The sequence below is a fragment of the Micromonospora yongxingensis genome (genome assembly GCF_052601155.1).
This window is the reverse complement of record NZ_JBQXEO010000014.1, coordinates 70416-94418: the sequence shown is the minus strand read 5'-3', so window position 1 is coordinate 94418 and position 24003 is coordinate 70416. Positions and strand designations below refer to the sequence as shown.

General features: G+C 73.2%; 24 protein-coding genes. 15 read left to right on the top strand and 9 right to left on the bottom strand.

Translation table 11 applies throughout. The features are described from left to right. Window positions 1-155: 155 nt before the first annotated feature. On the bottom strand, window positions 156-1250 hold the full coding sequence (locus ACTWLT_RS18560) for a 3-deoxy-7-phosphoheptulonate synthase (RefSeq protein WP_252419743.1): 1095 nt from the start codon (window positions 1248-1250) through the stop codon (window positions 156-158). A 274-nt stretch (window positions 1251-1524) separates the two neighbouring features. Between ACTWLT_RS18560 and ACTWLT_RS18555 the strand changes: the two genes are divergently transcribed. Beyond that, window positions 1525-1740 carry a hypothetical protein gene (locus ACTWLT_RS18555; RefSeq protein WP_445319469.1) on the top strand — a complete coding sequence of 72 codons (216 nt, stop codon included), beginning with the start codon at window positions 1525-1527 and terminating at the stop codon, window positions 1738-1740. Here the strand turns inward: ACTWLT_RS18555 and ACTWLT_RS18550 are convergent. After that, window positions 1707-2465, bottom strand: coding sequence for a phosphodiesterase (locus ACTWLT_RS18550; RefSeq protein WP_445319468.1), 759 nt, complete (start codon window positions 2463-2465; stop codon window positions 1707-1709). The genes ACTWLT_RS18555 and ACTWLT_RS18550 overlap by 34 nt on opposite strands. Before the next feature lie 101 nt (window positions 2466-2566). Here ACTWLT_RS18550 and ACTWLT_RS18545 point away from each other — a divergent pair, with 101 nt between their 5' ends. The 4 genes from ACTWLT_RS18545 (at window position 2567) to ACTWLT_RS18530 (ending at window position 6994) form a co-directional block, all read left to right on the top strand. After that, complete coding sequence (locus ACTWLT_RS18545) at window positions 2567-3859, top strand: M16 family metallopeptidase (protein WP_445319467.1); 1293 nt, start codon at window positions 2567-2569, stop codon at window positions 3857-3859. After that, window positions 3856-5199, top strand: coding sequence for a M16 family metallopeptidase (locus ACTWLT_RS18540; RefSeq protein WP_445319466.1), 1344 nt, complete (start codon window positions 3856-3858; stop codon window positions 5197-5199). The genes ACTWLT_RS18545 and ACTWLT_RS18540 overlap by 4 nt, the downstream gene beginning before the upstream one ends. Before the next feature lie 186 nt (window positions 5200-5385). Beyond that, window positions 5386-6411, top strand: a complete 1026-nt coding sequence (locus tag ACTWLT_RS18535) for an aspartate-semialdehyde dehydrogenase (RefSeq protein ID WP_445319465.1) — start codon at window positions 5386-5388, stop codon at window positions 6409-6411. A gap of 142 nt (window positions 6412-6553) precedes the next feature. Then, window positions 6554-6994, top strand: a complete 441-nt coding sequence (locus ACTWLT_RS18530) for a PPOX class F420-dependent oxidoreductase (RefSeq protein ID WP_445319464.1) — start codon at window positions 6554-6556, stop codon at window positions 6992-6994. A 19-nt stretch (window positions 6995-7013) separates the two neighbouring features. Here the strand turns inward: ACTWLT_RS18530 and ACTWLT_RS18525 are convergent, their stop codons facing one another. Next, window positions 7014-7595: a nucleotidyltransferase family protein gene (locus ACTWLT_RS18525; RefSeq protein WP_445319463.1), complete on the bottom strand. Its 582-nt coding sequence runs from the start codon at window positions 7593-7595 to the stop codon at window positions 7014-7016. Between the two features lie 146 nt (window positions 7596-7741). Here ACTWLT_RS18525 and ACTWLT_RS18520 point away from each other — a divergent pair, with 146 nt between their 5' ends. Next, window positions 7742-8158: a CBS domain-containing protein gene (locus ACTWLT_RS18520; protein ID WP_252419675.1), complete on the top strand. Its 417-nt coding sequence runs from the start codon at window positions 7742-7744 to the stop codon at window positions 8156-8158. A gap of 56 nt (window positions 8159-8214) precedes the next feature. On the opposite strand, the gene ACTWLT_RS18515 is transcribed toward ACTWLT_RS18520, so the two are convergent. Then, window positions 8215-9321, bottom strand: coding sequence for a DNA glycosylase AlkZ-like family protein (locus tag ACTWLT_RS18515; RefSeq protein ID WP_445319462.1), 1107 nt, complete (start codon window positions 9319-9321; stop codon window positions 8215-8217). A gap of 215 nt (window positions 9322-9536) precedes the next feature. Between ACTWLT_RS18515 and ACTWLT_RS18510 the strand changes: the two genes are divergently transcribed. The 5 genes from ACTWLT_RS18510 to ACTWLT_RS18490 all read left to right on the top strand — a co-directional run bounded on the left by ACTWLT_RS18510 (window position 9537) and on the right by ACTWLT_RS18490 (window position 14501). After that, window positions 9537-9908: an SCP2 sterol-binding domain-containing protein gene (locus ACTWLT_RS18510; protein WP_445319461.1), complete on the top strand. Its 372-nt coding sequence runs from the start codon at window positions 9537-9539 to the stop codon at window positions 9906-9908. Continuing rightward, window positions 9908-11968, top strand: coding sequence for an amylo-alpha-1,6-glucosidase (locus ACTWLT_RS18505; RefSeq protein ID WP_445319460.1), 2061 nt, complete (start codon window positions 9908-9910; stop codon window positions 11966-11968). The genes ACTWLT_RS18510 and ACTWLT_RS18505 overlap by 1 nt, the downstream gene beginning before the upstream one ends. 106 nt (window positions 11969-12074) lie before the next feature. Further along, on the top strand, window positions 12075-12827 hold the full coding sequence (locus tag ACTWLT_RS18500) for a lysophospholipid acyltransferase family protein (protein ID WP_252419679.1): 753 nt from the start codon (window positions 12075-12077) through the stop codon (window positions 12825-12827). An 80-nt stretch (window positions 12828-12907) separates the two neighbouring features. Continuing rightward, the gene (locus tag ACTWLT_RS18495) at window positions 12908-13516 is read left to right on the top strand and encodes an isochorismatase family protein (protein WP_445319459.1); all 609 of its coding nucleotides are present in this window, start codon (window positions 12908-12910) and stop codon (window positions 13514-13516) included. A gap of 4 nt (window positions 13517-13520) precedes the next feature. Continuing rightward, window positions 13521-14501 carry a GlxA family transcriptional regulator gene (locus ACTWLT_RS18490; protein ID WP_445319458.1) on the top strand — a complete coding sequence of 327 codons (981 nt, stop codon included), beginning with the start codon at window positions 13521-13523 and terminating at the stop codon, window positions 14499-14501. Here the strand turns inward: ACTWLT_RS18490 and ACTWLT_RS18485 are convergent. The 4 genes from ACTWLT_RS18485 to ACTWLT_RS18470 all read right to left on the bottom strand — a co-directional run bounded on the left by ACTWLT_RS18485 (window position 14383) and on the right by ACTWLT_RS18470 (window position 18270). Beyond that, window positions 14383-15099: a hypothetical protein gene (locus tag ACTWLT_RS18485; RefSeq protein ID WP_445319457.1), complete on the bottom strand. Its 717-nt coding sequence runs from the start codon at window positions 15097-15099 to the stop codon at window positions 14383-14385. The genes ACTWLT_RS18490 and ACTWLT_RS18485 overlap by 119 nt on opposite strands. Before the next feature lie 72 nt (window positions 15100-15171). Beyond that, on the bottom strand, window positions 15172-15885 hold the full coding sequence (locus ACTWLT_RS18480) for a response regulator transcription factor (RefSeq protein ID WP_445319456.1): 714 nt from the start codon (window positions 15883-15885) through the stop codon (window positions 15172-15174). Then, window positions 15858-17006, bottom strand: coding sequence for a hypothetical protein (locus tag ACTWLT_RS18475; RefSeq protein ID WP_445319530.1), 1149 nt, complete (start codon window positions 17004-17006; stop codon window positions 15858-15860). Before ACTWLT_RS18475 ends, ACTWLT_RS18480 begins: the two co-directional genes overlap by 28 nt. 85 nt (window positions 17007-17091) lie before the next feature. Further along, window positions 17092-18270, bottom strand: a complete 1179-nt coding sequence (locus tag ACTWLT_RS18470; protein WP_445319455.1) for a sensor histidine kinase — start codon at window positions 18268-18270, stop codon at window positions 17092-17094. Between the two features lie 228 nt (window positions 18271-18498). Here ACTWLT_RS18470 and ACTWLT_RS18465 point away from each other — a divergent pair, with 228 nt between their 5' ends. From ACTWLT_RS18465 to ACTWLT_RS18455, 3 genes are read left to right on the top strand one after another with little or no spacing between them, the layout of a single operon-like run. Continuing rightward, the gene (locus ACTWLT_RS18465) at window positions 18499-18948 is read left to right on the top strand and encodes a helix-turn-helix transcriptional regulator (protein WP_445319454.1); all 450 of its coding nucleotides are present in this window, start codon (window positions 18499-18501) and stop codon (window positions 18946-18948) included. 5 nt (window positions 18949-18953) lie between these two features. Next, on the top strand, window positions 18954-21344 hold the full coding sequence (locus tag ACTWLT_RS18460; protein WP_252419687.1) for an ATP-binding cassette domain-containing protein: 2391 nt from the start codon (window positions 18954-18956) through the stop codon (window positions 21342-21344). Between the two features lie 48 nt (window positions 21345-21392). After that, the gene (locus tag ACTWLT_RS18455) at window positions 21393-22379 is read left to right on the top strand and encodes a hypothetical protein (RefSeq protein ID WP_445319453.1); all 987 of its coding nucleotides are present in this window, start codon (window positions 21393-21395) and stop codon (window positions 22377-22379) included. 42 nt (window positions 22380-22421) lie between these two features. Here the strand turns inward: ACTWLT_RS18455 and ACTWLT_RS18450 are convergent, their stop codons facing one another. After that, a complete protein-coding gene (locus ACTWLT_RS18450; protein ID WP_445319452.1) occupies window positions 22422-23315 on the bottom strand; it encodes a septum formation family protein in 894 nt (297 codons plus the stop codon). A 170-nt stretch (window positions 23316-23485) separates the two neighbouring features. On the opposite strand from ACTWLT_RS18450, the gene ACTWLT_RS18445 reads away from it, so the two are divergent. Then, window positions 23486-23920: a VOC family protein gene (locus tag ACTWLT_RS18445; protein ID WP_445319451.1), complete on the top strand. Its 435-nt coding sequence runs from the start codon at window positions 23486-23488 to the stop codon at window positions 23918-23920. Window positions 23921-24003 lie beyond the last annotated feature (83 nt).

Below are 24003 nucleotides of genomic sequence, written 5' to 3'. Positions count from 1 at the left end.
GGCGAGTGGCGCTACGCGGCTCCAGCCGGACGGTATTCCGCGAAGGCTATTTAGGTGAGGCCCGGGGACACTGGACGCACCGACACCTCTGTCAACGGACCGACCCCCGCCGCTGTTCCGCCGACATCCGTGTCCGCCGTCACAACCGGTGGCCGTCAGGCCGGAGTCGGCAGGGTGGCCCGACGGGCCCGCACGGCGGTGGCCAGGTGGTCGAGCACCTCGGCGGTGTCGTCCCAGCCGAGACAGGCGTCGGTGACCGAGCGGCCGTACTCCAGCTCCCGCGTCGGGTCGAGGTCCTGCCGGCCCGGCAGCAGGAACGACTCCAACATCACGCCGGTGATCCCGCGCTGGCCGGCGGCCAGTTGGGCGGCCACGTCGGCGGCGACCAGCGGCTGGTTGCGGTGGTCCTTGCCGCTGTTGGCGTGGCTGGCGTCGATCACCAGACGCTCCGGCAGGCCAGCGGCGCGGAGCAGGTCGAGCGCACCGGCCACCGACTCGGCGTCGTAGTTGGGCCGGCCACCGCCGCCGCGCAGCACCAGGTGCCCGTCGGTGTTACCCCGCGTGTGCATGATCGCCGGGGTGCCGGAGAAGTCGATGCCGGGGAAGACGTGGGGCACCCCGGCGGCGCGAATCGCGTCCACGGCGGTGCTGATGCTGCCGTCCGGGCGGTTCTTCATGCCGATCGGCATGGACAGGCCGGAGGCCAACTGCCGGTGCACCTGGCTCTCCACGGTCCGGGCTCCGATCGCGCCCCAGGCGACCGTGTCCGCGATGTACTGCGGAGTGATCGGGTCGAGGAACTCGCAACCCACCGGCAGGCCGAGACGCAGCACGTCGCGCAGCAGTGCCCGCGCGCGCCGCAGGCCGGTGTTGACGTCCCCGCTGCCGTCCAGCCCCGGGTCGTTGATCAGGCCCTTCCAGCCCACCGTTGATCGCGGTTTCTCGAAGTAGACCCGCATGACGATCAGCAGGTCGTCGGCGAGCCGGTCGGCGGCCACGCGCAGCCGCTGGGCGTAGTCGAGGGCGGCAACCGGGTCGTGCACCGAGCAGGGGCCGACCACCACCAGCAGGCGGTCGTCCTCGCGGTCCAGCACGCGACCCACCGCCCGCCGGCCGGTCAACACGTCCGAGGCGAGCGAGGCGTCCAGGGGCAGCTCGTGGTGCAGTAGCGCGGGTGTGGTCAGCGGCACGACACGGTCGATCCGCTGATCGCTGACCCGATCGGTCTCCGGGGTCGTCACGGTGGGAATCCTTCCGCCGACCGTGCCCGGGGCCGGTGCCCGGGAAGAGCCGGCTGCTGCTCGTACGCAAAAGGGCAGGAACGATAGCTCCTGCCCAGCCGGCTCGGTCCGTGGTGACGTCAGATCATGGTGAAGTCACCGGCTTGCGAGCCGGCTGCCTAAACCATCGATACGAACGCGTCACGGGCCCAGCGTACCCGACGCCGCCGGAACTCAGCGGGTCGTCCCAAGAGGCTGGACGATCACCGCGTGGCGGGGCCGGGGCCGGGGTAACAGGGGTGCCATGACAGACGAGCAGAACGATCAGGACCGCGTGGAGTCCCGCGCGCACCTCCTGCCCGAGGAGGCGGCGGTGGGCAGCGACGACCCGGAGGCGCAGGCCGAGGCCATCCTCGCCGACTCGGACATCCGCGAGGAGGACCAGAACGCCGCCCCGGACACGGTGCTGGAGCACCGCACCTCCGATCAGACGGTGGTCGCCTCCGAGCCGCCGGACTGACCGGCCGCCCCGCGAGCCCGGCGCGACCCTCGGTAGGTCTGGTCCCGCAGCCAGGCCAGCGGGCCGGCCGCCCGCAACTCCGGCGGCAGGTTGCCCACCGGGTCGAAGGCGAGCGCCGCGTCCTGACGTGCGTCGAGCTGGGCGCCGATGGTCACCTGCCCGATCGGCCGCCACGGCCCCACGGCGGACGCGACCGCGAGAACCAGGCGCGGCGCGTCCGTCCGGGCGGCCTCGGTCACCGTGGCCAGGCTGTCGCCGAGGTCGATCGACTCCGGGTCGGCCAGCGCCGCCAGCCAGAGCCGGCGCCTGCCCCGCCGGTAGCAGGTGATCGTGCTGTACGTCCCGGCGAAGCGGCGTCGGGGCAGCGGCAGGTTCCGCAGCAACGGGGCCGCGCCGCTGGAGCTGACCAGCAGGTCGAACGGTCGGCCGGCGTCGGAGTGCACGCGCACCGCCAGACCCAGCACGTCCGGCCAGCTGCCCGGCGTGGGCACCCCCTTGGAGAGCCGGACGGTCGCCCGGTAGCGGCCGGGGTCGTCGAGCAGGCTGACCCCGGTGGGTGGTCCGGGCGTACCCCAGATCATCACCTCGGCGGCGAACGAGCGGCCGGCGGGATGCAGCAGCCGACCGCGGCGCAGGCGGGTCAGGGCGGCGGCGGCGCCTTCGACGACGGTGGCGGCCCGCCCGGAGACACGGGGGGCGGGCGGGGTGGCGGTGGGTGCGGGCATGGCCCTCCGGTACCCCGACTGGCCGGCTCGATGCCGGTGGCCGGCTCGCCGGCGGCCGGCACGTCACCTTTCCGCCCCGGGAGATCGGATAGCGTCGTGGCATGCCCGACAGCGGTTACCCCTGGCCCATCGAGACGTCCCGACTGGACAACGGCCTGCGCGTGGTGGTGAGCGAGGACCGCACCGCGCCGGCCGTGGCCGTCAACCTCTGGTACGACGTCGGTTCCCGGCACGAGCCGGACGGGCAGACCGGCTTCGCCCACCTCTTCGAGCACCTGATGTTCGAGGGCTCGGTGAACGTGGCCAAGACCGAGCACATGAAGCTGATCCAGGGCTCGGGTGGCTCGCTCAACGCCACCACCAACCCGGACCGGACCAACTACTTCGAGACGGTGCCGGCCGAGCACCTGGAGCTGGCGCTCTGGTTGGAGGCCGACCGGATGGGCGGCCTGGTCCCCGCACTCACCCAGGAGACGCTGGACAACCAGCGGGACGTGGTGAAGAACGAGCGCCGGCAGCGCTACGAGAACGTCCCGTACGGAGACGCCTGGTTGCGGCTGCTGCCGCTGCTCTACCCACCGGGGCACCCGTACCACCACTCGACGATCGGCTCGATGGCCGACCTGAACGCCGCCGACCTCGCGACCTTCCAGGCGTTCCACGAGACGTACTACGCGCCCAACAACGCGGTGCTCACCGTGGTCGGCGACGCCGCGGCCGCCGAGGTGTTCGCGCTGGCCGACAAGTACTTCGGCGCGCTGCCCGCCCGCGAGGACATCCCACCGGCCCCCGACGGCCGGACCGTCCCGGCCACCGGGCGACCCGCCGTGGAGACCGTGACCGCCGACGTGCCGGCCCCCCGGGTGTACGTGGCGCACCGCGGCTACCCGTTCGGCAGCCCCGGCTACGACGTGCTCACCGTGCTCGCCACCGTCCTCGGCAGCGGTCGGGGCAGCCGGCTCTACCAGCGGCTCGCCGACGGCGAACGGATCGCCCAGCCGGACCTGGTCGGGGCGTACGGGGTGGACCTCGCGCACGCCCCGGCGCCGCTGATCGCCACCGCCACCGCGCGCCCCGGGGTGAGCGCGGAGCGGCTGGCCGAGGGGCTGGCCGAGGTGGTCGACGAGCTGGCCACCGTCCCGGTGACCGCCGCCGAGCTGGACCGGGCCAAGGCGTTGCTGAGCACCGCGTGGTGGCGGCAGATGTCGACCGTGGACGGCCGTGCCGACACCCTCGGCCGGTACACCACCCAGTTCGGTGACCCGGCCCGGGCCGCCGACCGGTTGCCCGCCTGGCTCGCGGTGACCGCCGAGCAGATCGCCGAGGCCGCAGCCGAGGTCCTCGACGCGCCCAACCGGGCGACCCTGACCTACGTGCCCGAGGAGACCGCATGACGCTGATCGCCGACCGTCCCGGCCCGGGTGCCGCCCGCCCGTACCGGTTCCCGCCGGTGGTCCGCCGTGCCGTGGCCGGCGGTCAGGTGGTCGCCGCGCACCTCCCCGGGCAGAACCTCGCCGTCGCGCTGCTGCTGCTCGACGCGGGTGCCGCCCGGGAACTGGCCGGCAAGGAGGGGCTGGGCGGGGTGCTGGCCAAGGCGCTGGAGGAGGGCACCGCGCAGCGGGACGCCACCGCGTACGCGCTGGCCATCGAGGCGCTCGGCACCGAGCTGGTGACCGGGCTGGACTGGGACTCGTTCCAGGTCAGCGTCCAGGTGCCGGTGGACCGGCTCACCGCAGCGGTGCAGTTGCTCGCCGAAGCCGTCCGGACGCCGAAGCTCGACCCGGCCGATGTCCGGCGGGTCCGTGACGACGAGGCGACCGCGCTGCGGATGGACTGGGCCAACCCGGGCCCCCGTGCCGACGCCGCCTTGCGCGCGGACCTGTTCGGCGCCGAGAACCGGTGGGGGCGCCCGATGTACGGCGACCCGGATTCGGTGGCGGGGCTGGACGTGGAGGACGTGACGGTCTTCCACTCCGAGTGGTTCCTGCGGCCCGGCACCCTGATCGTCGCCGGCGACCTGGACCGGATCGACCTGGACGCGCTGGCGGCGGCGGCGTTCAGCGGCACCGGAGGCGGCCCCGCCGACCGGGGCGGCCCGATCGACGTGCCGCTGCGCGGCGGTCGACGGATCATCCTGGTGGACCGTCCCGGCTCGGTGCAGTCCACGCTGCGGCTCGGCCACCCGTCGCCGCACCGGGCGCACCCGGACCACGTACCGATGACGCTCGCCGGCACCGTGCTCGGCGGGGCCTTCACGTCCCGGCTCAACCACCTGATCCGCGAGGTGCGCGGCCACACGTACGGCATCCGCGCCGACTTCGCCTCGTCCCGGCGGTTCGGCCGGTTCGCGGTCAGCTCCGGCGTCCAGACCGCGGTGACGACGCCGGCCCTGGTCGAGGCGGTCGGCGAGATCACCCGTACGCAGGTCGGCGGGGTGACCGAGGACGAGCTGGCGGTGGCGCGTTCCTGGCGGGCCGGGCAGCTCTCGGTCGAGTTGCAGAGCCCGCGGGCGATCGCCTCCGCGTTGACCACGCTGGTGGTGCACGACCTGCCGGACGACTATCACGCCCGGCTGCGCGAGGAGTTGCTCGCCGCCGACGTGGACCAGGTGTCCGCAGCGGCAGCCACCCACCTGCACCCGGACGCGCTGACCCTGGTGGTCGAGGGCGATGCGGCCGTCATCCGTGACGACCTGACGGCCGCCGGCCTGGGCGACCTGGTCACGCACCCCTGACCCCCTTCCTGTGGTGATCATGGGGTGCGCGGGGATTTCGATCACGTAATCCCCCGTCAACCCCATGATCACCGGTGCGCCGGATCGTGCGGGGGAGAGTGGTCGGGGGCAGGCTGGTGTGATGCGCGACCCGGGCGGTGGGAAAGGGGTCCCGGTTGTGGGGGTGGGCTGGGTAGCCTCGCGGGCATGAGGATCAGCATTGTGGGGGCCACCGGCCAGGTCGGTGGCGTGATGCGGCAGGTGCTGGCGGAGCGGGAGTTCCCGGCGGAGCAGGTGCGGTTGTTCGCCTCGGCGCGGTCCGCCGGGCGGGCGCTGCCCTGGCGCGACGGCGAGGTGATCGTCGAGGACGCCGCCACAGCGGACTACTCCGGCCTGGACATCGTGCTCTTCTCGGCCGGTAAGGGCACCGCCCGCGAGCTGGCCCCCCGGGTCGCCGAAGCCGGCGCCGTGGTGATCGACAACTCGTCGGCGTTCCGGATGGACCCACTGGTGCCGCTGGTGGTCGCCGAGGTCAACCCGCACGCCGCCGCCGACCGCCCCAAGGGCATCATCGCCAACCCCAACTGCACCACGATGGCCGCGATGCCGGTGCTGCGCCCGCTGCACGCCGAGGCCGGCCTGGTCGGCCTGGTCGTCTCCACCTACCAGGCGGTCTCCGGTGCCGGGCTGGCCGGCGTCGCCGAGCTGGACGAGCAGGTCCGCAAGGTCGCCGAGCACGCCACCGCGCTCGCCTTCGACGGGTCGGCCGTGGAGTTCCCCGCACCGCGCTCGTTCGCCGAGCCGATCGCCTTCAACGTGCTCCCGCTGGCGGGCTCGGTCGTCGACGACGGCTCCTTCGAGACCGACGAGGAGCAGAAGCTGCGCAACGAGAGCCGCAAGATCCTGGAGATCCCCGACCTGAAGGTCTCCGGCACCTGCGTCCGGGTGCCCGTCTTCACCGGCCACTCGCTCCAGATCAACGCCCGCTTCGCCCGGCCGCTCACGCCCCAGCGAGCCCACGAACTGCTCGCCGACGCGCCCGGGGTGGCGCTGACCGACGTCCCGACTCCGTTGCAGGCCGCCGGGCAGGACCCGACCTACGTGGGACGGATCCGCGCCGACGAGACCGCCGAGTACGGGCTGGCCCTGTTCTGCTCCAACGACAACCTCCGCAAGGGCGCGGCGCTCAACGCGGTGCAGCTCGCCGAGCTGGTCGCCGCCGAGCGTCGCTGACCGTCACGACACCCGAGGCCCCCGTCGGTGACCCGGCGGGGGCCTCGGCCTGCCGAGGGACGCTGCCACAGGGTTCGACGGGCGCGCCAACCGTCCGTCGTGCTTGGATGGACGAAGCCGACCGTGCCATCTGGAGGAGACCATGGCGGACGACCGCACCCAGCAGGCGTTGACCGACCTGATCGCCGGCCGTTCGATGGGTGTGCTGGCGACGATCAAGCGGGACGGGCGGCCGCAACTGTCCACCGTGGTCCACGCGTTCGACCGGGAGGCGGCGTTGATTCGCGTCTCGGTCACCGACGGCCGCGCCAAGACCGCCAACCTGCGGCGGGACCCCCGGGCCAGCTTCCACGTCAGCAGCGAGGACGGCTGGGCGTACGCGGTGGTCGAGGGGCGCGCCGAGCTGACGTCGCCGGCAGCCGAGCCCGGCGACGAGACGGTCGAGGAGTTGGTGGGGCTCTACCGGTCGCTGCGCGGCGAACACCCGGACTGGGACGAGTACCGCCAGGCCATGGTCGACGAGCGGCGGCTGGTGCTGCGCCTGCACGTCGAGCGGATCTACGGCATCCCGCCCCAGGGCTGACGCACGCCGACCCTGTCGGTCAGCCGGGCTCGACCACGGTCACACCCGGCCAGCGCTCCGCCGGCCGATGCCGGGCCAGCCGCCGCCGGGACCCGGCGACATCCACCCGGGCCGGATTGTGCCGCCATATTCCGCCCAGCAGGTCCGCCAGGCCGTACGGGGCGCAGACCACCAGCCGGTCGGCCGCATCCAGCCGGACGGCCACGGCGGTGGCGTACTCCGGCCAGGTGGCGACGGCCTCGGCCACGCTGCGGTACGGGGCGATCGGGTCGCCGCCGAACTTCGCCGCGTACCAGGTGTGCACCGCCGCCTGGTTGCGCGCCTGCCACGGCGGCTCCGCCCAGGCCGCCGCAAGCCGGGCGGTGGCCCGGTCGTCGTCCGTCCGACTCAGCGCCGTCGGGTGGAAGTAGACGACGTCCACGTCCCGGACCGTCGCCGGGTCGAACCCGTCGCCGTACCGCTCACCCCAGACCAGGTCGCGCAGGACGCCCGCGCCGATCCAGGCGTCCGGCAGGCCGGAGTCGCGCACCACGGTCAGCGCCCGGCTCAGCCATCCGCTGCCGGCGACCAACTCCCGCAGCTCGCGTTCGCCCGTCCTCATCCGCCCACCGTAGTCAGCGCAGCGCCGCCCCCGCTGTGGCGTTCCACCCGGCCGCCGCCGCCAGGTGGCGGTCGGCCGGGCCGCCCGCGTTACCCCGCCCCGGGCGGCGGGTAGACGGGCCGTGCCGACACCGAGAGGGGAGCACCATGACAACGGTCGGAGAGTTCATGACGACCCGGTTGGTGACGATGGACGGCAACGACACGCTCACCGCGGCCGCGCAGGAGATGCGCGACAGTGCGATCGGTGACGTGGTGGTGACTGATGGCGACAATGTGGTCGGCATCGTTACGGACCGGGACATCACGGTCCGGGGTGTCGCGGAGAGCATGGACCCGGGCTCGACCCGGCTGAACCAGATCACCACTCGCGATGTGGTGACGGTGAGCCAGTACGACGACGCGGTGGCCGCCGCGGACCTGATGCGTACCTACGCCGTACGCCGGCTGCCGGTGATCGACGACGGGCGTCTGGTCGGCCTGGTCTCGATGGGCGACCTCGCGGTCGAGCGCGAGCCGCAGTCGGTGCTGGCCGACATCAGCGCCGACGATCCGAACAACTGACCGTCCGCCGCGGGCGCGCCGGCTCTCCCCCCGTGGGGAGGGCCGGCGCTGCGTCATCAGCCCCGCTCGACCTGGACCCGTACGTCGGTGGCGGCGCGCGTGGCGGCCACCGTCGCGGCCTCGGCGTCGACCTCGCGCCGCAGCCGCGCCGACAGCGGCGACCACGGGCTGACCGTCAGCTCCAGCCGTCCCTTTCCGGCCTGCCGTGCCCGCCAGGTGCCCACCACCTCGCCGTCCGCCAGCAGCGCGCCGGGATTGCCGATCATCCGCCACAGCTGCCGCTGATGCTCGCGCTCCGGCACCAGCAGGTCACGGTCGCGGCCGGCGAGGAACGGGTCGCCCGGCGGCAGCAGCCGCACCAGCCGTGGCGCGGGTGCGCCGGTCAACGCGTCGAGCGCGTCGGCCGGCAGCCAGGCGGCCCGGCCGTCGACGCGTACCTCGGCCAGGCCCGCCGGCCAGACGCGGCGCAGCTCCGTCACGGCGCAGCCGAGGAAACCGGCCGCGTCGGCCGGGGTGGCGGGGCCGAGCAGCCGCAGGTAGGTCGTCACCACCTCGGCGGTGTGGGCCGCCGAGGCGGGCGGGCCGGGCCAGTCAGCCAACGGTGCGAGCCGGGCGGCGCGGCCGGCCACCACCAGGCGCACCCCGCCGGCGAGCCCGGCCTGCTGGAACACCGAACCGGAGATGTGCCGCGCCCCGCAGGGCCGGCAGTCGTAGGTCAGCTCGGCGGGAACCCGGTCGGAGACCGCCCGGCTGACCACGCCGCGCTCCAATTCGGTGGTGACCACCGCCCGGAACGCCTCGGCCGTGGCCCGGAACGCCGCCAGCCCGAGTCGGGCACCGGCACCGATCTGCCCGGGGATCCGGCGGGTGGCGTCGGCGTCGCTGAGCGGCCAGATGGCCGCGGCCAGGGTCGGCAGCTCGGCGCGCCGGTGCAGGTGCGGTGCACCGCGCATCGACCAGACCAGCTCCAGCCGATCGTCCGGCCCGGTTGCGCCGCGCGCCGCCAGCGCCTGCCGAGCCGCGCCGTAGGGCGTGTCCTGCACGCCGAGGGCCAGCACCGCCAGGTCGCCCGGCCGCCGGCCGCCGGAGCGGTCGAGCTGCTGGGCCGCCACCCGGTAGGCGAGCACCTGCCGTCGGTCGACCTCGGGTGTCCGCACCGTCATGCGCCCCTCCCGTCCCCGATGTCCCGTCGCTTCCGTTCCGATGCCCGGCACGCTACCCGGCCTGCCCGACACCGCCCGGCGGCTCACCCGATCCGGGCGAGGTTGACCGGGGAGCCGGCGGGGACCCGTGCGGGGACGTGCGAAGCCGGCCGTCCGTGCGACGCGAGCGCGCCGGGTGGGATCCCGGACCGGCCAACTGGGGAGGAGTGGACCCGATGGTGGACGCGACCACGAGGTTCTTCGAGGACCTGGACCGGCGGGGGTACGAACCCCTGCTGGCGAAGGCCTCCGGGACGCTGCGCATCGACCTGAACGAGGGGGCGCAGACCCGGCACTGGCTGCTGACGATCGACCACGGCCGGCTGAACGTGAGCCAGGAGGACCGGGAGGCCGACACGGTCATCGGGACCAGCCCGCAGCTCTTCGAGGACATCGCCGCGGGCCGCGAACACGGCCTGGCGGCCCTGTTGCGGGGGGACATGACGGTGCTGGGTGACGCCCGGCTGGTGGTGCAGGTGGAGAGGATCTTCCCGGGCTCCCCGGACGCTCGTGGGCCGCGCCGGCGCTTCACCGGGGAGGTGCACTGATGGGTCAGAGCAACACGATCCGGATCCTCGACGGCAACACGTTCGTCGTCTGCGAGGACACCGGCGACATCGAGGCGACGCCGAGCGAGCCGACCGGGCTGTTCTCCATCGACACCCGGTTTCTGTCCACCTGGGTGCTGACCGTCAACGGCGAGCGGCTCAACTCCCTGTCCTTCGACGACCTCCAGTACTTCGAGTCGCGGTTCTTCCTCGTGCCGGGGGTGGCGACCCACTACATCGACGCGAAACTGTCGATCATTCGGGAGCGGTCGGTCGGCGGGAGCTTCCGGGAGCAGATCACCATCTTGAACCACGACGAGAAGCCGGTCGACCTGGAGATCCGGATGGACGCGGCGTCGGACTTCGCCGACCTGTTCCAGGTCAAGGACGAGATCGTGAACAAGAAGGGCGAGATCTACTCCGAGGTCGAGGCGGACCAGTTGCGGCTGGGCTACCGCCGGGGCAACTTCGTACGGGAGACGTCGATCTCCTCGTCGATGGCGGCCCGCTACGACAGCAAGGGCTTCGCGTACACCGTCCACCTGGAGCCCAACGAGCAGTGGGAGACGGCGATCCAGGTCGAGACCCACGCGGTGGGACCCGGCGGCCGGGACCTGCGCTTCGGCCTGCGGGTGCACGGCGACGAACGGCTCGCCCTCCAGCACGACCTGGAGAGGTGGATCGCGGAGGCACCCAAGGTCAACAGTGAGCACGGCCGGGTGGCTAGCACGTACCGGCGCAGCCTGATCGACCTGGCGGCGCTGCGTTTCTCGCCGCTGTCGCTCGGCGGCGCCACCCTGCCGGCCGCCGGTCTGCCCTGGTTCATGACGATGTTCGGCCGGGACAGCATCCTCACCTGCCTACAGACGCTGCCGTTCACCCCGCAACTGTCCAAGACCACGCTGCGCATCCTGGCGTCCCTGCAGGGCAGCCGGTTCGACGACTTCCGCGACGAGGACCCCGGGCGGATCCTGCACGAGATGCGCTACGGCGAGACCGCCTCGTTCGAGGAGCAGCCGCACTCGCCGTACTACGGCTCGGTGGACGCGACGCCGCTGTTCGTCGTGCTGCTCGACGAGTACGAGCGCTGGAGCGGTGACGTCGCGCTGGTGAAGGAGCTGGAGCGGGAGTCCCGGGCGGCCCTGAGATGGATCGACGACTACGCCGACCTGGTGGGCAGCGGCTACATCTGGTACGAGCGGCGCAACACCGACACCGGCCTGGAGAACCAGTGCTGGAAGGACTCCTGGGACTCGATCTCCTACCGGGACGGCACGCTGCCGCCGTTCCCGCGCGCCACCTGCGAGGTGCAGGGGTACGCGTACGACGCGAAAGTCCGTGGCGCTCGCCTCGCCAGGGAGTTCTGGGACGACCCGGAGTTCGCCGACCAGCTGGAGCGGGAGGCGATGGAGCTGAAGCAGCGGTTCAACCGGGACTGGTGGGTGGAGGACGGTGAGTACTACGCCCTGGCCCTGGACCCGGACGGCCGCCAGTGCGACGTCCTCAGCTCGAACATCGGCCACCTGCTGTGGAGTGGGATCGTCGAACCGGAGCGGGCGGAGAAGCTCGCACAGCACCTGGTGGGGCCGCGGCTCTTCACCGGGTGGGGGGTGCGGACGCTGGCCGAGGGGGAGGCCCGGTACAACCCGATCGGCTACCACAACGGCACGATCTGGCCGTTCGACAACTCCTTCATCGCCTGGGGTCTGCGCCGGTACGGCTTCGCCGAGGAGGCGGCCACCATCGCCAGCGGCATCCTGGACGCGGCGACCTACTTCGACGGGCGGCTGCCGGAGGCGTTCGGCGGCTATCCGCGGGAGCTGACGAAGTTCCCGGTGGAGTATCCGACGGCGTGCAGCCCGCAGGCGTGGTCGACCGGTACGCCGCTGCTGCTGCTGCGCACCATGCTCGGCCTGGAGCCGCACGAGGGGCACCTGGCGGTCGAACCACGGCTGCCGGTGGGGATGGGCCGGATCGAGGTGCTGGACATCCCGGGCCGCTGGGGTCGGGTGGACGCGTTCGCCCGGGGCCGGCTGGACCTGCACAAGCTCACCGACTGACCCGCGCCGGCCAACCGGTCCGGACGCACCGGCGGCGACGCGCGGTCCGGCGTCGCCGCCGGTCGCCGCCCAGGCGATCCCCAGGCGGGCAGGGTAGATTCTGCGGATGCCGGAGCTCGTGTACCCGCCCGTTATCGCCGCCGCCAAGACGATGTTCCGGGTCCTCGACCTGAAGATCACCATCGAGGGCGCCCACCACGTACCCCGCACCGGCGGGGCCGTGCTGGCCAGCAACCACGTCAGTTACCTCGACTTCATCTTCGCCGGCCTGGGCGCGAACGCGTCGGGTCGGCTGGTCCGGTTCATGGCCAAGGAGTCGGTCTTCGCGCACCGCATCGGCGGCCCGTTGATGCGCGGCATGAAGCACATCCCGGTGGACCGGCAGGCCGGGGCGGCCTCGTTCCGCGCGGCCGTGGGCGCGCTCAAGCGCGGCGAGGTGGTCGGCGTCTTCCCCGAGGCGACGATCAGTCGGTCGTTCACCGTCAAGGAGCTCAAGAGCGGCACCGTGCGGATGGCCCGTTCGGCGAAGGTGCCGGTGCTGCCGGTGGCGCTGTGGGGCACCCAGCGGCTCTGGACGAAGGGCCGTCCACGCACCCTCACCCGCCGGCACACCCCGATCACCATCCTGATCGGCGAGCCGATCGAGCCGGCGGACTTCCCGGACCCGAACGTGCTGGCCGCCGAGCTGACCACCCGGCTCAGCGCGCTCGTCGACCGGGCCCAGCGGGAGTACCCGGACTCCCCGGCCGGCCCGGACGACACCTGGTGGCAGCCGGCGCACCTGGGCGGCAGCGCACCGACACCGGAGGAGGCCGCCGCCCTGGACGCCGCCGGTGAGCACCACGCCCCCAGCGCCTGACCGGGAGGTGACCGGATCGTTCCGCATCCGGGCATGATGGTGTCTGCCGTCGCGGCGGCCACCCCGCCAGGATCGGAACCATGAGCAGAGCAGCACTCGTCGTGATCGACGTCCAGGAGTCCTTCCGCCAGCGCCCGATCTGGGCGTACGGCTCCAACCCCGACCTGGTCCGGCAGGTCGACCGGCTGGTCGCCGCGGCGCGGGAACGCGGCGACCTGGTGGTCTGGGTCCTGCACGCCGAGCCGGGCACGGGCGGGGTGTTCGACCCGGCCAGTGGGCACGTACGGCTGATCGAGGGCCTGGCCCCGGTCGACGGCGAGCCGACGCTGGTGAAGACCGCGCACAACGCGTTCACCACCACGAACCTCCAGCAACTGCTCACCCAGGCCGGGGTGCACGACCTCACCGTCTGTGGCATCCGCACCGAGCAGTGCGTCGAGACCACCACCCGGGTCGGCTCGGACCTCGGCTACCGGATGACGTTCGTCACCGACGCCACGCTGACCTTCCCCATCCCGCACTGGGACCTGTCGGAGACCGCCACGGTCGAGGAGATCCTCGCCGACCCGCGCACCCTCGGCGTCGAGCAGATCGTCTCCCGCACCGAGTACGCGCTGGCCGGCCGCTTCGCGACCATCCGCACGGTGGACGAGTTGACGGCTGCGACCCTGACCGGCGCCCGAGGCTGACGAGATGACCCGGGTCGTCTTCCTGCTGGTCCCGCAGCTGCACCTGCTGGACCTCGCCGGGCCGGCCCAGGTCTTCTCCAGCGCCGCCGACCTCGGGTACGACTACCGGCTGCACTACGTCGCCGAGCGGGAGCAGGTGCCCACGGTGCAGGGCGTACCGCTGGTCGCCGAGACCCGGTGGCCCGAGCTGACCCCCGACGACCTGGTGCTGGTGCCCGGTTGGCGGCCCTCGGCGCACGGCCCGCAGGGGCCGGTGTCGCCGGCCGACCTGCGGAGGCTCGCCGACCACCACGCGGGCGGCGGCACCGTGGCCAGCGTCTGCGCGGGCGCGTACGCCCTCGGTCGGGCCGGGTTGCTCGACGGCCGGCGCTGCACGACCCACCACGAGGTGCAGGACGACCTGGCCCGCCGGCACCCGGCGGCCCGGGTGGCCCGTGACGTGCTCTACGTGGTCGACGACCGGGTCGTCACCTCGGCGGGCATCGCCAGCGGCATCGACGTGGCGCTGCACCTGGTGGCCACGCGGCACGGCCCGGCGACCGCCGCCCGGATCGCCCGCACGCTGGTCGTCTACGCCCGCCGCAACGGGCACGAGCAGCAGGCCAGCGCGGTGATGCGGCACCGCTCGCACCTGTCCGACGCGGTGCACCGGGTGCAGGATCTGATCGACAGCCGGTACGCCGAGCCGCTGCCACTGGCCGACCTGGCCGCGGCCGGCGGCGTGGCGGAACGGACGCTGACCCGGCTGTTCCGCGCGACCACCGGGCTGACCCCGCTCGGCTACCAGCAACTGCTGCGGGTGGAACGCGCCGAGCACCTGATCGGGCACGGCACGACCGTGGAGTCCGCCGCGCGGAGGGTCGGCTTCACCGACGCCCGGATGCTGCGCCGCCTGCGAGCCCGGTCCACGAGGTCGGCTCCGGCCCCGAACGGTAGTAGTCGTCCCGGGATCGGAACTCCACCGGCAGCGAGCCCGGCAGGGTGACCCGGCTGTCCCCGGCGAGCCACCCGGTGCCGGCCCGCAGCAGCAGCACGTCGCGCTCCTGGGCGGAGAGGTCGACCATCTGCGGATGGGTCAGCCGGAACATGGCCACCGCCCGGCGGACCTGCCGGGCCAGCGCGACGATCTCCGCGGTCGACCCGCCGAGGGCCAGCGCCGGCTGCTGGATGGTGCGCAGCGCGTCGCAGACGATCAGCAGCTGCGTCGTGCCGTCCGACCCGGCCGGGGGCAACTCCAACCGGGACGGCCACTGCCAGCGGATCTGCCCGCTCATCAGGCCGGCCAGCCGACCCACCGCTCGGATCGACCCGTCGGTGACCAGGGACATCTGCGACCCGGTGCCCACCCAGCAGATCCGCTGGTCGGTCACCGTCACCGTCACCGGCGCGGGCAGCCGCCAGCCACGCCACGACTCGGTGGGCCCGAGCAGGTAACCCGCCACGAGCAACCGGTACCGGCCGAGCACCCGCTCGCCGGGCACCGGGCGCAGGTCGTGACGACGGTCCAGGGCCGGCCCCACATCGTCGTCCGGCGCGTCGAACCGGTGGGGGCCGATGAAGAAGGGGGACGCGTCGGCGTGCATCGTCACGACCTCCCGGTCAGCTGGCTGTGGTGTGAAGCCTCGCGGATCCGGGAGCGGCTGTCATGACGCCCGTTAGGGGGTCGGCCGGTCGTACGTCGCGTGTGACCGGTAGATGCCGATCTCCTCCGGGCGGACGAGGCCGTCCTCGATCGCCCGGGCGAGCAGCGCCGCCTTTGTGGCAGCCGGCCGCCCCGCCCGGGTGTACTTGATCCGCGCGCGGTCGACGTACTGCTTGACGGTGTGTTCGCTGATCTGCATCCGGCGGGCCACCGACGCCTTGGACATCGACTGGAACCACAGCAGCAGCGCCTCGCGTTCCTTGTCGGACAGCATGGGCCGGTCCGGTCGCGGGTCGCCGACCATCGCGCCGGCCAGCGCCGGCGGCACGTACGGGCGGTCGCTCGCCGCCGCCAGCACGGTTGCCACGCAGTGCTCCCGCCCCTCGTGCTTGGCCAGGAACGCGACCGCCCCGGCGTCGAGCGCGGCGAGCATCGTCTCCGGGTCGGTGTGCTCGGAGTAGACCACCACCCGCCGCCCGGCGGCGCTCAGCTCGGCCAGCTTGCCCAGCGCCATCCGGCCGTGCAGCCGCAGGTCGAGCAGGACCACGTCGGCGTCCGGCGCCGCCCGCAGCACCTCGTCCGGGTCGTCACCGGTGGCCAGCACGGTCAGCCTCGGCTCGGTCGCGAGCCAGGCGCGCACCCCGTCGACCACCACCGGGTGGTCGTCGACGATGGCCACCCCGATCGGCCGTTCGCCGGTCACTTCCGCCACCGGGTCTGTGCCCATCTGATGTCCCCGTCCCGCTCGTAGAGGTGCTGTACCGGCCCGTCGTCGTGCTCCCAGGGCGGCGGGCCGGTCGACTCCGGCCCGTCCCGGTCCGGCGTGACCAGGCTGACGACCACCTCGTCGGGGCCGGAGACCACGGTCAGCCGGGCCCACTCCTGGGCGTCGGCGAGGAGGCCGGTGAGCGGGTCGGCCAGCCCGCGGCGGATCTCCACCGGCAGTGGTGGCGGACTGCCGATGGTGACCAGGTCGATGGGCAGTCCGTTGCGTTCGGCCAGGTCGGCCGCAGCGCGCAGTTCGTGCAGCAGGGGGTCGGGCACGTCGTCGGACTCGGCGATCAGGCGGCGCAGTCGAGCCGCCGCCAGCACGCACCGGCGCTGCACCTCCGGGTCGTCGGGGTCGGCCTGTCCGGCGGCGAGTTCCCCGAGCACCCGCCCGGCCGCCGCGGCGGCCAACGTGAGGCGGTCCCGGCGTTCCCGGAGGCCCCGCTCGGCGGCGGCCCGCTCCGCCGCTATCGCGTGACCGGCGGCCGCGGTGGCAGCCCGTTGCCGGGCCAGGCCGACGATCGCCGCGCTGCCCGCGAAGACCGCCACCGGCAGCGAGGAGGTGCCGTACGCGTACATCACGTAGCGGGCCAGGTCGGCCGTGTCGGGGCCGTGCCAGAGCACGGCGACCAGGGCGATCAGCGCGTGTGCGGCCAGCAGCGCGACGAGGCCGGCCACCTGCCGGCCCCACAGCGCCAGCACGAAGAACCACGCGAGCGTCCCCCAGACCCAGTTGGCGGCGGCGAACAGCTGCCGTTCGCCGACGGCGGCGAAGACGGCCGCGTCGACGGCGAGCAGCAGCCCGGCGAGCGGCCACGGTGGCAACGCCGCGCCGAGCAGCAGCCGTGCCCCGGCGACCGCGCCGGCGACCGCGACCAGGACCCAGCCGCCGAGCACCACCGCCGGCGCGGCGTAGTCCGCGCGGGCCGCCAGCACCGCCGGCAGGCCGATGGCGACGTGCCAGGCCAGCGCGATGGCGACGGCGGCGATCCGGGCACCACGGTCGGAGGCGTGCGCCACCGCCGCCGCCGGCGCGGCGGCGAGCGCCACCGACGGTGTCGGGGTTCGAGGCCCTGGCACGCTGGTCAGGCCCGGCTGGAGCAGCGGCACCGGAGACCACAGTGGTGCCTCCGGTGCTCCGGTGCGCTCCGCCGGAACCCCGAGGTCAGCCGACACCGGGCCACTCCAGCCGGATCAGGGTGCCCGCGCCGGGTGCCGAGCGCACCTCGGCCCGTCCACCGATCGCCGCCATCCGGCCGCGGACGGACTCGCGCAGCCCGTACCGGTGCGGTGGGACGCTGGCCGGGTCGAAGCCGGGGCCGTCGTCGGTCACCTCGACCACGACGGCGACCGCGTTCCGGGTCAGCCGCAGCGTGGCCTGCGCGCCCGGCGCGTGCCGGACCACGTTGGACAGCGCCGCGTAGGTGCTGTCGGTGATCGCGTCGGCCACCCCGGCGGGCACCGCGCACGACGCCAGCTCCAGGTGCACCCGTAGCTCGGGCAGCCGCTCGGGCACCGTCCGCAACCGCCCGTCCAGCGGCACCGGGCCGTCGCCGGGCACCGGCCCGACGTCGGTCAGTGCGACGAGGGTACGCAGGTCGGCGGCGCACCGTTCGCGGAATGCGACCGACGGCCCGGGTACCGCGCCGAGCCCCACCATGGTCAGCGTGCCGAGCACGGTGTCGTGCAGGTCGCGGTTCTGCCGCCGTTCGGCCTCCCGGGCGGCCCGGGCGACCAACGATTCCCCGGTCAGCCGCTGGTGTTCGGCGAACGCCCGGTCCGCCCGACCGATCCGGCGGCGCATCACCGTCGCCATCATCGCCGTGCAGGCGGTCTGCACCAGCAGGGTGGCCGCGTGTGCCCGTGCCTCGGCGGGATTGCCGGCCGCCTGCGTCCCGGCCACGTACGCGGCGGTGATCAGCAGCCCGGCCGGGATCGACCAGCGTGCCAGGGCGGTGGCCTGCGTGTTGATCACGGTGGTGCTGGCCAGCACCGCGATCCAGCTGCCCTCGCCGGGTAGCACCTCGGGCGCCACCAGGCGGGGGATGAGCAGGCAGGCCAGCACGGTGACCACGACGTCACCGGCGACCAGGGTCGGGGTGATCCCGTGGCGCAGCGCGCGGGCGGCGTACCAGACCGACCAGCCGGTCAACGCGGCCACGCCGGGCAGCAGGAGGGCCGGCTCGACCGGCGGGGTACGCACCGACAGCGCCACCACCGCCCCGACCAGCCCGCAGGTCAGGCGCAGCAGTGCCGGCAACGTGGTGAAGATGAAGCCGAGTGCGCCGCCGGCCGGGTTGTCCAGCGCGGGCGGCGGCACAGGCGGAGTGGCAACGGCCGGCATCGGGAGGTGTCCTTCCGACAACGACCCGGACCGGGTCCGCGCGGCGGATCGACATCGGAGAATAGCATGGCCGGCGGCAAGTAACGACGCATTATGTGCGGACTGTCGCCCGTGAGTCACGCTTTGTCGACCGGCTCGAGCGGGGTTGGACGGTTGTCGTCCGGTCGGCGGGAACCGCAGCGAGGCGTGGACCTCGCCGGCGCCCTGCCCTGTGGCACGATTTACCAGGTGAGCAGCAGATCCGACGCGACGCAGCGCCTGCGCGACCTCGCGCGGCTGCGCCGGGTCCGCGACCGGATCGACCGGGAGTACGCGCAACCGCTGGACGTCGAGGCGCTCGCTCGCGGCGCGCACATGTCGGCCGGGCACCTCAGCCGCGAATTCCGGCTCGCCTACGGCGAGTCGCCGTACAGCTACCTCATGACGCGGCGTATCGAGCGGGCGATGGCACTGCTGCGCCGTGGCGAGCTGAGCGTCACCGAGGTCTGCTTCGCGGTGGGCTGCTCCTCGCTGGGCACCTTCAGCACGCGCTTCACCGAGCTGGTCGGCGTGCCGCCCAGCACCTACCGCCGTCAGGTCCAGGACGCGGCGGCGGGCATGCCGTCCTGCGTGGCGAAACAGGTGACCAGACCGGTCAGGAATCGAGAAGCGCCGGCCGCCGGGCCGCGCCTAGCCTGACTGTCATGCACACGACCAGCGAGGCCACGCAGTCGCCTGAGCTGCACGCCGCCGACCGCCACGATCTGATCCGCGTGCAGGGCGCGCGCGTGAACAACCTCAAGGACGTCAGCGTCGAGCTGCCGAAGCGCCGGCTGACGGTGTTCACCGGCGTCTCCGGCTCCGGCAAGAGCTCGCTGGTGTTCGGCACGATCGCCGCGGAGTCACAGCGGATGATCAACGAGACGTACAGCGCCTTCGTGCAGGGCTTCATGCCGACGCTCGCGCGGCCCGAGGTCGACGTGCTCGACGGGCTGACGACCGCGATCATCGTGGACCAGCAGCGGATGGGTGGCGACGCCCGCTCCACCGTCGGCACCGCCACCGACGCCAACGCCATGCTGCGCATCCTGTTCAGCCGGCTCGGGCAGCCGCACATCGGCTCGCCCCAGGCGTTCTCCTTCAACGTCGCCTCGATCAGCGGTGCGGGTGCGGTGACGCTGGAGCGCGCCGGACGGACCGTGAAGGAGCGTCGCGAGTTCAGCATCACCGGCGGCATGTGTCCGCGCTGCGAGGGCCGGGGCAGCGTCTCCGACATCGACCTCACCCAGCTCTACGACGACTCCAAGTCGATCGCCGAGGGCGCGTTCACCATCCCCGGCTGGAAGTCCGACAGCTTCTGGACGGTGCGGACGTACGCCGAGTCGGGCCTCCTCGACCCGACCAAGCCGATCCGTACGTTCACCAAGAAGGAGATGCACGACTTCCTGTACCGGGAGCCGACCAAGGTGAAGGTCGAGGGCGTGAACCTCACCTACGAGGGCCTGATCCCGAAGATCCAGAAGTCGTTCCTGTCCAAGGACGTCGACACGCTCCAGCCGCACATCCGCGCCTTCGTGGAGCGGGCGGTGACGTTCACGTCCTGCCCGGAGTGCGGCGGCTCCCGGCTCAGCGAGGCGGCCCGGTCGTCGAAGATCGACGGGGTCAGCATCGCCGACGCGTGCGCCATGCAGATCAGCGACCTCGCCAAGTGGGTACGCGGTCTGGACAAGCCGTCCGTCGCGCCGCTGCTGGCCAAGCTGCAACACACGCTCGACTCGTTCGTCGAGATCGGGTTGGGCTACCTCAGCCTCGACCGGTCGTCGGGGACGCTGTCCGGCGGCGAGGCCCAGCGGACCAAGATGATCCGCCACCTCGGGTCGTCGCTCACCGACGTCACCTACGTGTTCGACGAGCCGACGATCGGGCTGCACCCCCACGACATCCAGCGGATGAACGACCTGCTGCTGCGGCTGCGGGACAAGGGCAACACCGTGCTCGTCGTGGAGCACAAGCCGGAGGCGATCGCGATCGCCGACCACGTCGTCGACCTCGGCCCGGGGGCCGGCACCGAGGGCGGTGAGGTGGTGTTCGAGGGGACGGTCGAGGGGCTGCGGGCCAGCGGCACCCTCACCGGTCAGCACCTGGACGACCGCGCCTCGCTGAAGCCGTCGGTGCGGACGCCGTCCGGGGCGCTGGAGGTGCGTGGCGCCAACGCCCACAACCTGCAGGACATCGACGTCGACATCCCGCTCGGCGTGCTGGTCGTCCTCACCGGGGTGGCGGGCTCGGGCAAGAGTTCGCTGATCCGTGGCTCAGTATCGGGCCGGGACGGGGTGGTGTCGGTCGACCAGGCGCCGATCAAGGGTTCGCGGCGCAGCAACCCGGCGACGTACACCGGTCTGCTCGACCCGATCCGCAAGGCGTTCGCGAAGGCCAACGGTGTGAAGCCCGCGCTGTTCAGCGCCAACTCCGAGGGAGCCTGCCCCGCCTGCAACGGCGCCGGCGTCATCTACACGGACCTGGCGATGATGGCCGGCGTCGCCACCCTCTGCGAGGAGTGCGAGGGGAAGCGGTTCCAGGCGTCGGTGCTCGAATACCACCTCGGCGGTCGCGACATCAGCGAGGTGCTCGCGATGTCCGTGACCGAGGCCGAGAAGTTCTTCGGCTCCGGCGAGGCGCACACGCCGGCAGCACACGCCATCCTCGGCCGGCTCGCCGACGTCGGGCTCGGCTACCTGAGCCTCGGCCAGCCGCTCACCACGCTGTCCGGCGGCGAGCGGCAGCGGCTCAAGCTGGCCACCCACATGGCCGAGAAGGGCGGCGTCTACATCCTCGACGAGCCGACCACCGGTCTGCACCTCGCCGACGTCGAGCAGTTGCTCGGCCTGCTCGACCGGCTCGTCGACTCCGGCAAGTCGGTCATCGTCGTCGAGCACCACCAGGCGGTCATGGCGCACGCCGACTGGATCATCGACCTTGGCCCCGGCGCCGGCCACGACGGCGGCCGGGTCGTCTTCGAGGGCACACCGGCCGACCTCGTCGCCGCCCGCTCCACCCTCACCGGCGAGCACCTCGCGGCGTACGTCGGCGCCTGAGGGAACCCGGCGCGCCGACCGTCCGTCCCATCGCCTGGAGGAGAGGCGGTGGGACGGGTGCGTTCGGTGCGGACGGTACTGGTGACGGCACTGGTCGGCGCGGCGCTCGGCGGCTGCGCGGGCCGCGACGGCGGGCCAGCGGTGACGGACGATCCCGGCCCGGCGCGGATCGTCGAGAAGTGGACGTCCTGCGCCGAGGCGGCACCGCGCTCCGCTGAGCTGCCGGCGCCGGAAGGCGACGACCCGGCGGTCGGGCGGATCGACCCGGCGTTCACCCCGGTCGCCGCCGTGGTCTGCGGACGGGAGATCCAGCCGCGCCCCGGCGGCGGTCGCGACCAGGTGGCCACCGAGCGGCGTGCCGAGGAGATCGCTCCGCTGGTCGCCGCGCTGCGCCTGCCCGACAAGCGGGCGGACGGGGAGATCGCCTGCACCCTCGACATGGTCGTCCCGCCCTGGCTGGCGCTGCTGGACGAGCGGGGCCGCTGGCTGCGGCCGTACCTGCCGACGGACGAATGCCGCAAGCCGCGCGCCGAGGTGCTGGAGGCGCTGGGCGCGCTGCCGCTGACCACGGTGGACACCCGTACCGTCGGGCAGGTCGAATCCGCGGCGGCGGAGGCCGCCGGGTGCGAGCAGCGCTGGGCGGACATGGTGTGGGTGGAGAGCACCATGGGACGGCCCGGACCGCCCGCACCGGCGTCGGTCCCGGACGCGGGGCCACTGCGCCTCTGCGTCTACCAGGTGCCCGCGTCGGAGCAGGGCGGCGGCAAACCGGGCGGCGACTTCGCGTACGGCGGGCCGCTGCCACCCGACCGTCAGGCGGCCGTGCTCCGCATCCTGGCCAAGGCCGGGCCGGCGGCCGAGTGCGCCACCCCGGCGTCCCGCTTCGCGGTGCTGCGCCCGCTGCACGGCACCGGCGGACCCGACCGGTACGTGGAACTCGACGGCTGCCGCCGCTTCCTGGTGCTGCCGACGGCCGGTGGGTCGCAGCTCGGGCAGGGCGACGCCACGCTCGCCGAGATGCTGAGGCGCGGCTGAGCGGCTCTTTCGCCGATCCCGCGTGGGCGGAGCTGACCCGGGTCAGCCGACCGGCAGCACCGCAGGGCCGCCGCCGGCGATGGAGCGGGTGAACGTGCGGCCACCGGACCAGAAGTAGCAGCGCACCCCCCGATCGCCACGCGCCCACAGCTCCGGGGAGGGGAAGCGGTACGCGGTGCCGGTGCGGTAGCGCAACTTGGCGTCGATGGGCACCTTGGCGTAACGGCCGACCACCGTACGGCAGGCGGAATGGATCGGATCCTCGTCCCGGACGGCATCCTCGTAGGAGCGGTCCGGCGCGGTCCAGATGCCCGCGAACTCGAACTGGTGCGCGGCGGTGCAACTGGCCGAGCGCAGCCGGTCCCACTCATCCTCGTTCATGCAGCCGTAGGTCAGCGGCGAACGGCTGCCCACCGCGTCGCGCAGCGTCCCGGCCCGTTGGATCGCCCGGTCGCCGTCGCCGTTGGCGCCGTCGACCTCGTCCAGCTCGAAGATGTCGCACCGGTACCAGCGGCTGCCGCCCGTCCAACCGGCCGGTGAGGTCGGCGCGACCTGCACCGACAGGCGGGCGGTGCGCCAGTCGCCACCGACGAACTGCCTGGCTCGGGTGTCGCAGTCGGCGAAGACGGCGCGCATCGCCGCCGACTCCACCTTGGGCGGGGCGGTCCGCGCGGCCAGGGCGCCGGTGAAGATGCCGACGTGGAAGGTCTCCACCAGGTGCGTCTTCGCGCAGTCAACCGGGGCGTAGCTGGTGAGGTACGCGCTCGGCTCGGGAATCAGGTGGCACTCGCCGGCCTTCGGGCTGAACTGCTGCGCCTCGGCCATCGGCTTCCAGTCGTCGGACAGGTCACCGTCCGTGCCGGTCGGCGTGCCGCAGCCGGCAAGCGCCACCGCGATGATGGCGGCAGCGACCGCTGCCCTGGCGTGGCGTCGCATGTGTTTCTCCCCGTGGCCCCGTGCCGACGCGCGCAGCATATGGCACCGGCGGAACCGTCGGGCACCTGCGTTCGGCCGGACCGGCGCCACCTCTGGAGGCGAGTCCGGTGGCGGCGATCGGGTTCGAGGCGCGTCGGGCGACAGTCAGAGGTGCGTCGTATCGTCCGGGCATGGCTGCCCGCATTGATCTGACCCTCGACTCGAAGGACGCACCGGTGCTCGCCGCGTTCTGGAAGACGGCCCTCGGCTACATCGACGAGCCACCGCCCGTTCCCTTCGCGACACGTGAAGAGTGGCTCGCGCAGCTCGACCCGCCGGAGGACGACGTCGCCGACGACGGCGCGTGGCTGTGTGATCCCGCCGGTGTCGGCCCCAACCTCTCCATCCTCAACGTCCCCGAGCCCAAGACGGCGAAGAACCGCCTGCACATCGACATCCGCGTCCCGGGTCATGGCAGTCCCGAGGAGCGGTGGGCACGGATCACGGCGGAGGTTCAGCGTCTGGTGCAGGCGGGCGGGAGGGTCCTGGAGGACGTCGAAGGACACCACGTGGTGATGGCCGACCCGGAGGGCAACGAGTTCTGCGTCGCCGCGACCTCACCGTGACCGACGAGGAGTGAGTTCCACACCACCAGGCCGAGCAGCACCAGCACCCCACCGGCCACCGAGAGGGCGTACGCCCGCGGGTC

Bases quoted from the DNA above. Each gene is read 5' to 3' on its own strand.
- ACTWLT_RS18555 (WP_445319469.1), top strand. From the start codon at position 1,525: ATGACAGACGAGCAGAACGATCAGGACCGCGTGGAGTCCCGCGCGCAC.
- ACTWLT_RS18550 (WP_445319468.1), bottom strand. From the start codon at position 2,465: ATGCCCGCACCCACCGCCACCCCGCCCGCCCCCCGTGTCTCCGGGCGG.
- ACTWLT_RS18545 (WP_445319467.1), top strand. From the start codon at position 2,567: ATGCCCGACAGCGGTTACCCCTGGCCCATCGAGACGTCCCGACTGGAC.
- ACTWLT_RS18540 (WP_445319466.1), top strand. From the start codon at position 3,856: ATGACGCTGATCGCCGACCGTCCCGGCCCGGGTGCCGCCCGCCCGTAC.
- ACTWLT_RS18535 (WP_445319465.1), top strand. From the start codon at position 5,386: ATGAGGATCAGCATTGTGGGGGCCACCGGCCAGGTCGGTGGCGTGATG.
- ACTWLT_RS18530 (WP_445319464.1), top strand. From the start codon at position 6,554: ATGGCGGACGACCGCACCCAGCAGGCGTTGACCGACCTGATCGCCGGC.
- ACTWLT_RS18525 (WP_445319463.1), bottom strand. From the start codon at position 7,595: ATGAGGACGGGCGAACGCGAGCTGCGGGAGTTGGTCGCCGGCAGCGGA.
- ACTWLT_RS18520 (WP_252419675.1), top strand. From the start codon at position 7,742: ATGACAACGGTCGGAGAGTTCATGACGACCCGGTTGGTGACGATGGAC.
- ACTWLT_RS18515 (WP_445319462.1), bottom strand. From the start codon at position 9,321: ATGACGGTGCGGACACCCGAGGTCGACCGACGGCAGGTGCTCGCCTAC.
- ACTWLT_RS18510 (WP_445319461.1), top strand. From the start codon at position 9,537: ATGGTGGACGCGACCACGAGGTTCTTCGAGGACCTGGACCGGCGGGGG.
- ACTWLT_RS18505 (WP_445319460.1), top strand. From the start codon at position 9,908: ATGGGTCAGAGCAACACGATCCGGATCCTCGACGGCAACACGTTCGTC.
- ACTWLT_RS18500 (WP_252419679.1), top strand. From the start codon at position 12,075: ATGCCGGAGCTCGTGTACCCGCCCGTTATCGCCGCCGCCAAGACGATG.
- ACTWLT_RS18495 (WP_445319459.1), top strand. From the start codon at position 12,908: ATGAGCAGAGCAGCACTCGTCGTGATCGACGTCCAGGAGTCCTTCCGC.
- ACTWLT_RS18490 (WP_445319458.1), top strand. From the start codon at position 13,521: ATGACCCGGGTCGTCTTCCTGCTGGTCCCGCAGCTGCACCTGCTGGAC.
- ACTWLT_RS18485 (WP_445319457.1), bottom strand. From the start codon at position 15,099: ATGCACGCCGACGCGTCCCCCTTCTTCATCGGCCCCCACCGGTTCGAC.
- ACTWLT_RS18480 (WP_445319456.1), bottom strand. From the start codon at position 15,885: ATGGGCACAGACCCGGTGGCGGAAGTGACCGGCGAACGGCCGATCGGG.
- ACTWLT_RS18470 (WP_445319455.1), bottom strand. From the start codon at position 18,270: ATGCCGGCCGTTGCCACTCCGCCTGTGCCGCCGCCCGCGCTGGACAAC.
- ACTWLT_RS18460 (WP_252419687.1), top strand. From the start codon at position 18,954: ATGCACACGACCAGCGAGGCCACGCAGTCGCCTGAGCTGCACGCCGCC.
- ACTWLT_RS18450 (WP_445319452.1), bottom strand. From the start codon at position 23,315: ATGCGACGCCACGCCAGGGCAGCGGTCGCTGCCGCCATCATCGCGGTG.
- ACTWLT_RS18445 (WP_445319451.1), top strand. From the start codon at position 23,486: ATGGCTGCCCGCATTGATCTGACCCTCGACTCGAAGGACGCACCGGTG.